This is a genomic window from Marinobacter sp., assembly GCF_034669625.1.
GTDB lineage: Bacteria > Pseudomonadota > Gammaproteobacteria > Pseudomonadales > Oleiphilaceae > Marinobacter.
This window is the reverse complement of the sequence record NZ_JAXMOY010000019.1, coordinates 19,210-31,462: the sequence shown is the minus strand read 5'-3', so window position 1 is coordinate 31,462 and position 12,253 is coordinate 19,210. Positions and strand designations below refer to the sequence as shown.

The 12,253-nt window shown below is 56.1% G+C and carries 11 protein-coding genes; 4 read left to right on the top strand and 7 right to left on the bottom strand.

Annotated features, from left to right (window positions below):
- Positions 1 to 5: 5 nt before the first annotated feature.
- Complete coding sequence (locus tag VOI14_RS13825; protein WP_323752658.1) at positions 6 to 803, bottom strand: sulfite exporter TauE/SafE family protein; 798 nt, start codon at positions 801 to 803, stop codon at positions 6 to 8.
- 91 nt (positions 804 to 894) lie between these two features.
- Between VOI14_RS13825 and VOI14_RS13820 the strand changes: the two genes are divergently transcribed.
- The 4 genes from VOI14_RS13820 to dxs all read left to right on the top strand — a co-directional run bounded on the left by VOI14_RS13820 (position 895) and on the right by dxs (position 4,935).
- A complete protein-coding gene (locus VOI14_RS13820) occupies positions 895 to 1,668 on the top strand; it encodes an NRDE family protein (RefSeq protein WP_323752628.1) in 774 nt (257 codons plus the stop codon).
- A gap of 57 nt (positions 1,669 to 1,725) precedes the next feature.
- Positions 1,726 to 1,980, top strand: coding sequence for an exodeoxyribonuclease VII small subunit (locus VOI14_RS13815; RefSeq protein WP_323752627.1), 255 nt, complete (start codon positions 1,726 to 1,728; stop codon positions 1,978 to 1,980).
- The gene (ispA, locus tag VOI14_RS13810) at positions 1,980 to 2,876 is read left to right on the top strand and encodes a (2E,6E)-farnesyl diphosphate synthase (RefSeq protein WP_323752626.1); all 897 of its coding nucleotides are present in this window, start codon (positions 1,980 to 1,982) and stop codon (positions 2,874 to 2,876) included. The genes VOI14_RS13815 and ispA overlap by 1 nt, the downstream gene beginning before the upstream one ends.
- A 127-nt stretch (positions 2,877 to 3,003) precedes the next feature.
- Positions 3,004 to 4,935, top strand: coding sequence for a 1-deoxy-D-xylulose-5-phosphate synthase (dxs, locus tag VOI14_RS13805; RefSeq protein ID WP_323752625.1), 1,932 nt, complete (start codon positions 3,004 to 3,006; stop codon positions 4,933 to 4,935).
- A 43-nt stretch (positions 4,936 to 4,978) separates the two neighbouring features.
- On the opposite strand, the gene ribA is transcribed toward dxs, so the two are convergent.
- The 6 genes from ribA to VOI14_RS13775 all read right to left on the bottom strand — a co-directional run bounded on the left by ribA (position 4,979) and on the right by VOI14_RS13775 (position 12,218).
- A complete protein-coding gene (gene ribA / locus VOI14_RS13800) occupies positions 4,979 to 5,590 on the bottom strand; it encodes a GTP cyclohydrolase II (RefSeq protein WP_323752624.1) in 612 nt (203 codons plus the stop codon).
- Between the two features lie 52 nt (positions 5,591 to 5,642).
- Positions 5,643 to 6,131, bottom strand: coding sequence for a cyclic pyranopterin monophosphate synthase MoaC (moaC, locus tag VOI14_RS13795; protein WP_323752623.1), 489 nt, complete (start codon positions 6,129 to 6,131; stop codon positions 5,643 to 5,645).
- Positions 6,132 to 6,170: 39 nt separating this feature from the next.
- The gene (locus tag VOI14_RS13790) at positions 6,171 to 7,157 is read right to left on the bottom strand and encodes a Nudix family hydrolase (protein WP_323752622.1); all 987 of its coding nucleotides are present in this window, start codon (positions 7,155 to 7,157) and stop codon (positions 6,171 to 6,173) included.
- The gene (argJ, locus tag VOI14_RS13785) at positions 7,138 to 8,355 is read right to left on the bottom strand and encodes a bifunctional glutamate N-acetyltransferase/amino-acid acetyltransferase ArgJ (protein WP_323752621.1); all 1,218 of its coding nucleotides are present in this window, start codon (positions 8,353 to 8,355) and stop codon (positions 7,138 to 7,140) included. The genes VOI14_RS13790 and argJ overlap by 20 nt, the downstream gene beginning before the upstream one ends.
- A 102-nt stretch (positions 8,356 to 8,457) precedes the next feature.
- Positions 8,458 to 11,190, bottom strand: a complete 2,733-nt coding sequence (gene secA / locus VOI14_RS13780; RefSeq protein WP_323752620.1) for a preprotein translocase subunit SecA — start codon at positions 11,188 to 11,190, stop codon at positions 8,458 to 8,460.
- Between the two features lie 89 nt (positions 11,191 to 11,279).
- Positions 11,280 to 12,218, bottom strand: a complete 939-nt coding sequence (locus VOI14_RS13775; RefSeq protein ID WP_416361431.1) for a M23 family metallopeptidase — start codon at positions 12,216 to 12,218, stop codon at positions 11,280 to 11,282.
- Positions 12,219 to 12,253 lie beyond the last annotated feature (35 nt).

Genomic DNA, 12,253 nt, shown 5'->3' with positions numbered 1-12,253 from the left:
AACTCTTAGCTCAGTAGGAATCGTATGCCGACGATAATCAGCACAATGGCAAAAATTCGTTTCAGAAGGCGGCCATCAAGGCGGTGCGCCAATTTGGCCCCCACACGGGCGAAGATCACACTCGTGGCGACAATACCGATAAGTGCCGGCAGATAAATAAAGCCCAAACTCATGCTCGGCAATTCGGGATGCTGCCAACCTGTCCAGATATTCCCGGCAGCGCCTGCCAGAGCTATCGGAAAACCGCAAGCCGCCGACGTAGCAACGGCCTGCTGCATGCGCACATTGGACCAAGTCAGGTAAGGCACAGAGATGGTGCCACCACCAATGCCAAAGATAGCAGAGGCCCAGCCGATGAAACCGCCAGCCACACCCAGCCCGGCCGTGCCCGGAACATCCCGCCCGGGCTTGGGATTCACTTCCAATATCATCTTGAGCGCTACCAGAATAGCGAACACACCAATGATGGTCTCCAGGAGCGGCCCGCTCAGCATCGCTGCGGTCCAGGCCCCCACAAGCGCGCCCAACACAATACCGACAGTCATCGGCCGAAAAAGATCCCAACGCACGGCACCGTGCTGGTGATGAGTCCGAATAGAACTGATTGACGTAAACACGATAGTCGCCAATGAGGTACCAATCGCCAGATGCGCAGCAATTTCGGGGCTAAAACCCATAAAGTTGAAACTGAAAATCAGCACAGGCACGATCACCAGACCGCCACCAATACCGAACAGGCCGGCCATGGTGCCAGCTAGTGCACCCAGCAACAGGTACAGAACAAGTACGCCAATCAGGGTCATAATAATCATGGGTCCGGGGAATATTCAGGCTGGTATGATACGCATTGTTGCCAATTGCTGCAGCCCCGATGAGTAAGGATGTCTACCTGCTATGTGCACCATCGTTTTCGCCATTGGCCAAAGCCGCCAATACCCCCTTGTTGTCGCCGCCAATCGTGACGAGTTTTACCGCCGCCCTACCGCGACCATGGACTGGTGGAAGACCGAAGAAGGGCTAGAGGTTCTTGCCGGCCGCGACCTGGAATCCGGCGGCACCTGGCTGGCAGTCGCGCCAGACGGTCGAGTAACGGCCGTCACCAATGTCCGTGAGGGCAGCCCTGAAGCCGGCCGTTGCAGCCGAGGCGAACTCCCCCTGAATGCGCTCAGCCTGCCGGCCCCAGAGCTGCAAGAAACGCTTAGCTCCGATCCCGGGCGCTACTCAGGCTTCAATCTGGTCTCTTTGGCCCCCGACGGCGGCTGGTATTACAGCAACCGGGATGCGCATCCCGGACGGCAGGTGTTCAGGGGCCTCTACGGACTCAGCAATCATTTACTGCAAACCCCCTGGCCAAAACTGTTGCGTCTGCGCTCTGCTGTCGGCCAGTCGATAGCAGCAACCCACACAGAGACCTCAGCGCTGCATAGTCAGCTGATTTCAGTGCTACAAGACAGCACGCCAGCCCCAGACAACCAATTGCCGGACACAGGCGTCGGGCTCAACACCGAACGCTTTCTCTCGTCCCCGTTTATTGCGAGCGAGCATTACGGCACTCGCGCCACCACCATCGTCAGCCTGTCTGCTCAGGGTGAAATACAGGTGACCGAACAATCGTGGGGTCCATCCGCGCAGAAGCTCGAAAAGCGAGAGTTCCGCTGGCAGCGATAGCCCATGGACTCTGATATAATCCGCGCATTTCCTGACACATTGGAGCGGAGGACGCCCATGGCCGGCGACAAAGACAAGACATCGATAGCCGACTTTGAAAAATCGTTGGACGAGCTGGAGAAGCTGGTTCGGGATCTCGAACAGGGCGAATTGCCTTTGGAACAGTCCTTGGCGGCGTTCGAGCGGGGCATAAAATTGACTCGCGAATGCCAAAGCGCTCTGAAATCGGCCGAACAACGAGTCGAGCAACTGGTACAGAACGGTGATGGCTCCCTGCAAACACGACCTTTTTCTGCGGACGATACCCACTGATGACTGATCGCACCGCTCTGGCGATTGACTACATTGAACAATGCCGCCAACGCATAGATGCCGAACTTGAACGCAGCATCCACCAAGACTCCGCGTCTGAACGATTGCAAGAGACCATGCGCTACAGCGTGCTTGGTGGTGGCAAACGAATTCGCCCGGCACTTTGTCTGGCCGCAGCCCGGGCCGTAGGCTGCGCTGAAAACGCCGCCTTGATTCCCGCTTGTGCGCTGGAATTGATCCATGCCTATTCGCTGGTGCACGATGACTTGCCGGCCATGGACGACGATGATCTGCGTAGAGGCCGAGCCACGACCCACATCGCGTTCGATGAAGCCAGCGCTATTCTCGCAGGTGATGCACTGCAAACGCTGGCTTTCAGCTTACTTGCCAGCGCACCCGAACTGTCTGACACCCAGCGAGTCACCATGATCGCCAAACTGGCTCAGGCCAGCGGGCACTCCGGTATGGTTGGCGGACAAGCCATTGATCTTGAGTCCGTCGGCATTGAGTTAGACCTTGAACAACTTGAACACATGCATCGGCACAAAACGGGCGCCCTAATCGAAGCCAGCGTCGATCTGGGCGCCGTATCCGCACCCGGGGTCACGCAGCAGCAGCGATCGGCATTGTCGGACTATGCCAGAGCGCTGGGCCTGGCCTTTCAGGTACAAGATGATCTGCTGGACATTGAAGGTGACACGGCCATCATCGGAAAGCGTCAGGGCTCGGATGCAGCCAAGGCCAAACCTACCTACCCGGCACTACTAGGTCTTGAAGGCGCGCGGGAACACCTTGCCACCTTGTTGGAACAAGCTCAGCGGGCGCTGGACGACTTTGGTGTCGAAGCGGAACCGCTTCGGGCTATCGCCAACTATGTGGTGACAAGAAACCACTGACGCACCCGCATGAACACACGGCAATATGCCGTTTTGTAACATCTGGCCCGAGAAGCATGAAACAGGCACCACTGTTCCCTATAATGGCCCGCCAGAGAACTCATATTTTCGAGAAAGACCCGAACTGATGCAGGACACATATATATTCAGGGAAATCCCCTCACAGCGGCCGAACACACCGCTGCTGGACCGTATTGACGCTCCAGCGCAACTGCGTGAACTGCCACCGGAGAACCTGCCCCAACTGGCCCGGGAACTGCGGTCGTTCCTGCTTTGGACCGTAGGGCAAACTGGCGGGCATTTTGGTGCAGGCTTGGGTGTTCTGGAGCTGAGTGTCGCTCTGCATTACGTTTTCAATACGCCAGAAGATCGTCTGGTCTGGGATGTAGGCCATCAAGCTTACCCCCATAAAATTCTGACCGGTCGCCGGGAGCAAATGGGCACGATTCGCCGCAAAGGCGGTCTTGCCGGCTTCCCCAAACGGGCCGAGAGCCCTTATGACACCTTTGGCGTGGGCCACTCAAGCACTTCTATCAGTGCGGCCTTGGGCATGGCCATTGCGGCGCGCATGCAGAACACCGGCCGCAAAAGCATTGCCGTGATCGGTGACGGCGCCATGACGGCCGGCATGGCCTTTGAGGCGTTGAACCACGCCGGCCACCTGCACGCAGATATGCTGGTGATCCTGAACGACAATGACATGTCGATCTCACGCAACGTTGGCGGTCTTTCCAATTATTTTGCCAAGCTGCTGGCAAGCCGCACCTACAACCAGGTTCGTGACAGCAGCAAAAAAGTTCTTGCGGGCACCCCGAATCTGATGGCTCTGGCCAAAAAGACCGAAGAGCATTTTAAGGGCATGATAGCCCCCGGGACTCTGTTCGAAGAACTCGGCTTCAACTACATTGGCCCCATCGATGGTCACGACCTGCCATTACTGGTAGAGACTCTGGAAAACATTCGGGACCTCGACGGCCCGCAGTTTTTGCACATTGTGACCACCAAAGGCAAAGGTTTTGCGCCGGCCGAAGCCGACCCTATCGGCTATCACGCCATCAACAAGATTGAACCGGTGCCGGCCGACAAACCGGAGCCTGTGGCCCCCAAACCCGCCAGCCCGAAATACGCCAACGTGTTTGGCCAATGGCTGTGCGATGCAGCGGAACGGGACGATCGCGTCGTCGGCATTACCCCGGCCATGTGCGAAGGCTCTGATTTACTGGCCTTCTCCGAGCGCTTCCCCGACCGCTATTTCGACGTCGCCATTGCCGAGCAGCACGCGGTAACGCTTGCCGCGGGGCTCGCCTGTGACGGCGCGAAGCCGGTCGTCGCCATTTACTCCACGTTCCTGCAGCGGGGCTACGACCAGCTGATACATGACGTGGCTATTCAGGATCTCGATGTCCTGTTCGCGATCGACCGCGCCGGTCTGGTTGGTGAAGATGGCCCGACCCACGCAGGTGCCTTCGATATCAGTTACCTGCGCTGCATCCCAGGCACGGTCATCATGACCCCGTCCGATGAAAACGAAACTCGCCAGCTCCTGCATACCGGGCTTCTGCATGAAGGTCCTGCAGCCGTTCGCTACCCTCGAGGAACCGGCCCGGGCGCCGAGATCGCGCAAGAGCTAACGCCACTACCGATCGGCAAAGGCAGACGGATTCGAGAGGGCTCACAGGTTGCCATCCTGAACTTCGGCCCCTTGCTAGAGCCCGCACTGCAAGCTGCCGAAAAGCTGAATGCCACCGTGGCGGACATGCGCTTCGTCAAACCGCTGGACGAAGCCCTGGTATTGGAATTGGCTGAACAGCACGACTTGCTTGTTACGCTTGAAGAGAATGCGGTGGCAGGTGGTGCGGGCAGTGCGGTGACAGAATTTCTGTGCGCCAAGGAGGTCACGCTTCCGGTTATGCAACTGGGGCTGCCCGACCGCTTTGTTGACCACGGAAAACCATCGGAGCTATTGGCTGAATGCGGGCTGAATGCCGAAGGCATCGGTAACGCGATTGCAGGGCGACTGGAACGCTTGCTCGAACGGCCGGTTAGCGCCGCCAAGTAAGAAAAAAGCGCTGGTGAAGGCCAGCGCTTTTTTACAAGAGGAATCAGGCCGGATCGTCGTCCTGATGAGTTTCAAGCCAGTGGCCCAGCTTGCTTTGCTTGGTATTCAGATAATGCTCATTGTGGGGATTCCGACCCACATGCAGGGGCACCCGCTCAACAATATTTACACCGTAGGACTCCAGCGCTTTAACCTTCCTCGGGTTATTGGTCATTAGCCTCAAGCTACGAATGCCCAAATGCTTCAACATATCCTGACACATGCTGTAATCCCGCAAATCAGCACCAAAACCCAACCGTTCATTGGCTTCTACCGTGTCTGCACCCTGATCCTGCAAGCGATAAGCCCGAATTTTATTGAGCAGACCAATACCCCGACCTTCCTGGCGCAGATACATAAGCAAACCACGCCCTTCACGGGCGATGCTGCGCAACGCTTCTTCGAGTTGGTAGCCGCAGTCGCAACGCATGCTATAAAGCGCGTCACCGGTCAGGCACTCGGAATGCGTTCTCGCCAGCACAGGCTCTTCGGTGCTGATATCACCCAACGTCAGGGCCACGTGCTCCTTACCTGTTTCGATCTCTTCAAAGCCGTGCATATCGAAGACACCAAAGGGGGTAGGCAAACGGCAGGTCTCAATGTAACGAACAGCCACTGTAATTCCTCGTGGTTCTGACAAATGGGGCGGGCATTCTATCACGTTGCTGCTAGGTGGGCGTAGTCTCAGCCCGCCAATGACCGGAACGGCCACCTTTTTTTTCCAGCAAACGTACATTGTCGACCACCATCCCCTTATCCACAGCCTTGCACATATCATAGAGTGTCAACGCTGCAATCGAGGCTGCGGTCAGCGCTTCCATCTCAACACCGGTCTGCCCTGACAGCTTGCAGCGGGTTTCAATGTGAACCGACGCACCGTCAGCACCCGGAGACAGCACCACCTTGGTTGAGGTCAGGTTCAGAGCATGACACAAGGGAATCAAATCGTGGGTTTTCTTCGCTGCCATGATGCCGGCAATGCGGGCAGTTGCCAGGACATCACCTTTCGGATGCTCACCATCCACAATCATTCTGAGGGTTTCAGGCAGCATACGGATCGTCGCTTCAGCACGAGCTTCACGCTCGGTGACGGCTTTCTCCGTCACATCGACCATCCGCGCTTCGCCCTTTTCATCTAAATGGGTCAGTTTGCTCACACTCGGCTCCGATTGGGTTTATTTTCAGTTGGCTTTTCATCATACATTGGACGGCCACCAGAAACTGATACCCGCAATACCCTGCCCACCCGATGCCCGCGCTTTGGCCTGATGATTCGGTTTCAATCCTCCCAGACCGTAAACCGGGATCACCGCTTTCGAAACCAGCCGGGCGAACTCGTTCCACCCGAAGGCCTCTTCACCAGGGTGACTGGCCGTAGGCAGAACCGGCCCTAATACCGAATAGTCCGCCCCCAGACGCTCTGCCTGACGCAGTTGATCAGCGTTATGGCACGACACACCCAGCAGCCGATTCGCAGCCACAGGGCGCTCTGACAGCCTCTCAGCTTCCCGCCAAGGCAAGTGCACACCCGCAGCCTCTGGAAACTCAGAAAGCAACTCCGGGCCGCCATGCAGCAACACCCCCACCTCGGCTCCAACGCTCTCGGCCAAGACGGCCTTCGCCAACTGTCGATAGTCATTAATCGGCAAGTCGGGCGCGCGCAACACCACCAACCCGCGGTTCAACGAAGGCAGGGCTGAAGCAAAGCCCGAGAATCCATCTTCCCACGATGTCATGGCACCGGTGATCGGTAGATTCCCGGGTAAATTCAAAGCTCGGATAATCGGCCTATTGGCCGCAGGGAAGTCGTCATTCTGCAAAGAATGAGGCGACATCCATTCAATCGGCTGACCTTCCCGGCCTTCCGGTTCACCGTTGGCAGTCGTGGTTTTCCAAACATCCAGAAAGACCTGTTTGTCACCATAGTCATGACGAATACCGATAACCGGCTCAAGGCTATCCAGAGGGACGTCCAGCCCTGTCTCTTCAGCAATTTCACGAACCAGTGCCTGTTGCACAGTTTCACCCGGCTCAACCTTCCCACCGGGAAACTCCAGTAGGCCGCCCTGGTGAACGTGATCCGGGCGGCGCGCTATTAACACGCGGCCGTTGCGGATAATCACCGCAACAGCAACGTGAACCAGCTTTGGCACCGGCTGTCTGTCAGCTGCGGTATTCGGCATTGATGGTCACATAGTCATGAGAAAAATCGCAGGTCCACACGGTTTCCCGAACTTCACCACGCTTAAGATCAATGGCAATGGTAATCTCTTCCTGATCCATCACCGCTTGACCACGTTCTTCGGAATAGTCACCCGCGCGACCGCCATCACGAACCAGGCAAACATCACCCAGATAGATTTCCAGAGCCTGCAGGTCAAGGTCGGGTACACCCGCCCGGCCGACCGCCGCCAGAATCCGGCCCCAGTTCGGGTCTGACGCGTAAAGTGCCGTCTTCACCAGAGGCGAATGAGCGACGGTATAAGCCACATCCAGCGCCTCTTGCTGACTCGCAGCACCGGCGACATCGATGGTTACGAACTTGGTCGCGCCTTCACCGTCGCGAACAATCGCGTGAGCCAACTCCATATACACCGTGCGCAACGCATTTTTAAGCTTCGCGAACAACGGGCTCTCTTCGGTAATCTCCGGACCATCGTAGCTGCCACTGGCGATCAGCATGCAAGCATCGTTGGTGGACGTATCGCTGTCGATGGTAATCCGGTTAAAGGATTTCTCACCCAATTCAGAGCCCAGAGCCTGCAAAGCCTCGGGCGCAATCTTGGCATCGGTGGCAATGAACCCGAGCATGGTCGCCATATTCGGGCGAATCATTCCCGCCCCTTTACTGATGCCCGATATCGTCACCTTATGGCCGTCCAATTCGATCTGGCAGGATGCCCCTTTCGGCCGGGTGTCAGTGGTCATAATCCCGCTGGCCGCTTCAGCCCAGCGATCTTCGCGGGTATCCGCCAGCGCTTCCGGCAAGGCCCCAACGATTTTATTAACCGGCAGCGACTCGCCAATCACACCAGTAGAGAACGGCAGTACACTAGCCGTGTCGACACCTGCTCGTTTAGCCAGTTCAGCACAACAACGCTCAGCATCCGCCAGCCCGGCATCTCCGGTACCCGCATTGGCATTGCCCGTGTTGATCAGTAAATAGCGAGGTGCCGCTTCAGCCAGATGGCGTCGGCTAAGTACAACCGGGGCGGCACAGAACTGGTTCTGGGTAAAGATACCCGCCACTCGGGCTTCGGGGGCCAGCTCAAATACGACAATATCCTTACGACCTGTTTTTTTAATGCCGGCACTGGCAATACCAATCTTAACCCCTGCTACCGGATGAAACTCCGGCAAAGTTCCAGGACCTACCGCCATGCTTGTCTCCTTGAATTAACGCCAATCTGAAAACGACAAAACCCGCAAGCTGCTCGTGGTCAGGCAGTTTGCGGGTTCTGGCTCGTGCATTTCGGTGTCGGTTTAACTCACCTTACCGCAGCATTGCTTAAACTTCTTACCAGACCCGCACGGGCAAGGCTCGTTTCGGCCCACTTTGCGCTCTTGGCGAACAAAGGTATCCGGCGTTGCTTGCTGCCCTTCCTCACCTTCACCTTGAGCTGGCGCGGCGGCACTGGTTTCGTCGTGACGAAGGTTGGCGCGAGCCATTTCACGCTCAAGCTCTTCCTTACGGCGACGTTCGACTTCTTCCATCTCTTCGCGACTCTGGACGCGAACATGGCTTAGCACCCGGGCAACGTCCCGCTTCATGCCGTCAAGCATGCTTTCAAACAGGTTAAACGCTTCGCGCTTGTATTCCTGCTTGGGGTTTTTCTGGGCATAGCCACGCAAGTGAATACCGCGACGCAAGTGATCCATATTCGACAAATGCTCTTTCCAGAGCGTATCCAGCACCTGCAAGAAGACCTGCTTCTCGAATTTGCGCATGGACTCGGTACCGGCAATTTCTTCCTTGGCCTTGTACTCGGCGACAATGGCATCCAATATTTTCTGACGCAGGCTGTCCTCGAACAGCTTACTGTCCTCTTCCAACCACTGCTGAACAGGCAGGTCAATCGCAATCTCCGACTGCAACTGCGCTTCCAGGCCAGCCACATCCCACTGTTCAGGCATGCTTTGAGGTGGAATGAATTCACTGATCAGAGAATCGACCACGTCTTCACGGATCGTATCCACCATTTCGGATACGTCGTCCGATGCCATAACCTCGTTACGCTGCTCATAGATTACGGTACGCTGATCGTTGGCAACGTCATCGTATTCCAGCAGGGTCTTACGCATGTCGAAGTTGCGACCTTCAACTTTGCGCTGAGACTTTTCAATGGCATTGGTAACCATGCGGTGCTCGATGGCCTCACCTTTCTTCATGCCCATCGCCTGCATCAGGTTCTTCACACGCTCCGGCGCGAAGATCCGCATCAGGTTATCTTCCAATGACAAGAAGAAACGGGATGAACCCGGATCACCCTGACGACCGGCACGGCCACGAAGCTGGTTATCGATCCGGCGGGATTCGTGACGCTCGGTACCGATAATGTGCAAGCCTCCAGCGTCCAGCACTTGATTGTGGCGCTCGGTCCACTCGGCCTTCACTCGGGCAATTTCTTCTTCCGAAGCATCGGCCATACCCGCCGCTTCGAATTCCCAGTTACCACCCAGCACGATGTCGGTACCACGGCCCGCCATGTTGGTGGCGATGGTGACCGCGCCCGGGCGACCGGCCTGAGCGATGATTTGAGCTTCCGACTCGTGCTGCTTGGCGTTCAAAATCTTGTGCTCGATACGCGCCTTCTTCAGCAGCATCGACAGCAATTCCGAAGCTTCGATGGAGGCGGTACCCACCAGAATCGGCCGACCTTCCGCCGTTACATCTTTGATCTCGTCGATGATCGCGTGGAATTTTTCTTCCTGCGTCAGGTACACCAAATCGTTGTAATCAATACGCTGGATCGGCTTGTTGGGCGGAATCACCACAACGTCCAAAGCGTAGATCTGACGGAATTCGAAGGCTTCCGTATCGGCAGTACCGGTCATACCGGCCAATTTTTCGTACAGACGGAAGTAGTTCTGGAAGGTGGTTGAAGCCAGAGTCTGGCTCTCTGCCTGAATTTTGAGACCTTCTTTCGCTTCAATTGCCTGATGCAGCCCCTCACTCCAGCGGCGGCCTGGCATGGTGCGGCCGGTGTGCTCATCAACAATAACGACCTGACCACCCTGAACGATGTAATCCACATCTTTCTGGAACAAGTGGTGGGCCCGAAGACCGGAGTGAACATGGTGCAACAAGCCCAGATTAGCCGCGGAGTACAGGCTTTCACCCTCTTGGAGCAAACCACGGCCCAGCAGGAGCTCTTCCACTTTTTCGTGGCCAGTCTCGGTTAGTTCCACCTGACGGGACTTCTCATCGATGGTGAAGTCGCCAGTAGATTCACCTTCCTCGCTGACCTCACCCTGTTCCAGACTGGGAATCAGAGTATTGATGGCCTGGTACATCTTCGAAGAGTCTTCCGCAGCGCCAGAGATAATCAGCGGCGTGCGCGCCTCATCGATCAAAATAGAATCGACTTCGTCGACAATGGCGAAGTTCAGCCCACGCTGAACTTTGTCTTCAATGCTGAAGGCCATATTGTCGCGAAGGTAATCGAAACCAAATTCGTTGTTGGTGCCGTAGGTTATGTCGGCTTGATAAGCGGCTTTCTTTTCTTCCGGCGCCTGTCCGGCAACGACAACACCCACTTCCATACCGAGGAAGCGGTAGAGTTTCCCCATCCACTCGGCGTCCCGGCGGGCCAGATAGTCGTTCACGGTAATCACGTGCACGCCTTTACCCGGCAGTGAGTTCAGATACACCGCGGCGGTCGCAACCAGCGTTTTACCTTCACCGGTTTTCATTTCGGCGATGCGCCCTTCGTGGAGCGTCATACTACCAACCAACTGGACATCGTAATGGCGCATACCCATTACGCGGCGACTGGCCTCACGAACGGTGGCGAAGGCTTCGGGAAGGATAGAATCCAGCGTTTCGCCTTCTTCCAATCGGCGGCGGAACACGGCAGTCTTGCCCTGCAATTCGGTATCCGACAGTGCGCTAAACTGCTCCTCAAGTTCATTGACACGCAAGACCACCTTACGCATCCGCTTGATTTCTCGAGCGTTCTTACTGCCAAACATCTTGGTTGCAAGCTTTGTGAACATAGACCACGGCTTCTTCAGTTAAACGGAGGAAGCCGGCATTCTAACCTTATTTAGGCGAAGGAAAAAAGGAGGGCTTCACGGGAATGAAATCAGCGGCTTGCGCGCTGGATGTATTTTTCAGGATTTTCGGGTTTGCCATCACGAATAACTTCAAAATGCACGTGCGGTCCAGTAGAGCGGCCGGTACTGCCCATAAGGGCGATCCCCTGGCCTTTCTGAACAATGTCCCCCACATCCACTTTAATCGATTTTGCATGGGCATAGCGGGTCACAAGCCCCTCACCATGATCAATCTCAACCAGGTTGCCATAACCGTAACGCTCATCGGCGTATGTCACCACTCCACTGGCTACTGCGATGATGTCACTACCATCCTTGCCGGCGAGATCGACGCCACCGTGCCAGGTTCGCTTACCGGTGAAGGGATCGGAACGATAGCCGTATTTGGAAGATAACCATCCCCAAGTGATCGGGCGACCCTGCACATACAGCTCGTCTTCCAGTTTCTGACGCGACGCCACTTTTTCTAACAGGCGCAACTGTTTCTCGCGATCTTCAATCTGTGCTTCGACTTGATCAATCATATCGGTCAATTCTGGCGCACTGAAGGAGTCTGCAGAAAGCTCCCCCTCTTCCGGCCCACCTACGGCTGCGGGCTGGTCGAAATTAAACTCATCGCTGGTCACGATGCCCGATTCAACAAACCGTTGCCCCAGCGCATCAAGCCGTAACAGGCTCCCCTGAATACGCCCCAATCGGAGTGTCAGAGCATCGATTTGCAACTCAACATTCTGACGTACTCGAGCCATTTCGGCCTTTTGATCATTCAGTTTTGCTCGCCATTCAGCAACCAACTCTGACTCGGTCGGCTCAGCGGCCGCCACTCTTTCCATGGCAAAGCGGTAGCCACCCCACCCGGCAGCCAAAACCACCGTCAGCACGAGGATAAAGAGGCAAGCGATCGTTGCTGGATTCAGGTTCAGAGACCTAGGCTGCCCATGGCTTTTGCCAACGAAAATTATATTCATATCATCGTTCGGTATCATAGAGGGAGTCGCAACCA

What these genes read in the sequence shown, in the direction of transcription:
- VOI14_RS13825 (WP_323752658.1), bottom strand. Translation starts at nt 803, where the DNA reads ATGACCCTGATTGGCGTACTTGTTCTGTACCTGTTGCTGGGTGCACTA.
- VOI14_RS13820 (WP_323752628.1), top strand. Translation starts at nt 895, where the DNA reads ATGTGCACCATCGTTTTCGCCATTGGCCAAAGCCGCCAATACCCCCTT.
- VOI14_RS13815 (WP_323752627.1), top strand. Translation starts at nt 1,726, where the DNA reads ATGGCCGGCGACAAAGACAAGACATCGATAGCCGACTTTGAAAAATCG.
- ispA (WP_323752626.1), top strand. Translation starts at nt 1,980, where the DNA reads ATGACTGATCGCACCGCTCTGGCGATTGACTACATTGAACAATGCCGC.
- dxs (WP_323752625.1), top strand. Translation starts at nt 3,004, where the DNA reads ATGCAGGACACATATATATTCAGGGAAATCCCCTCACAGCGGCCGAAC.
- VOI14_RS13790 (WP_323752622.1), bottom strand. Translation starts at nt 7,157, where the DNA reads ATGCCGAATACCGCAGCTGACAGACAGCCGGTGCCAAAGCTGGTTCAC.
- argJ (WP_323752621.1), bottom strand. Translation starts at nt 8,355, where the DNA reads ATGGCGGTAGGTCCTGGAACTTTGCCGGAGTTTCATCCGGTAGCAGGG.
- secA (WP_323752620.1), bottom strand. Translation starts at nt 11,190, where the DNA reads ATGTTCACAAAGCTTGCAACCAAGATGTTTGGCAGTAAGAACGCTCGA.
- VOI14_RS13775 (WP_416361431.1), bottom strand. Translation starts at nt 12,218, where the DNA reads ATGAATATAATTTTCGTTGGCAAAAGCCATGGGCAGCCTAGGTCTCTG.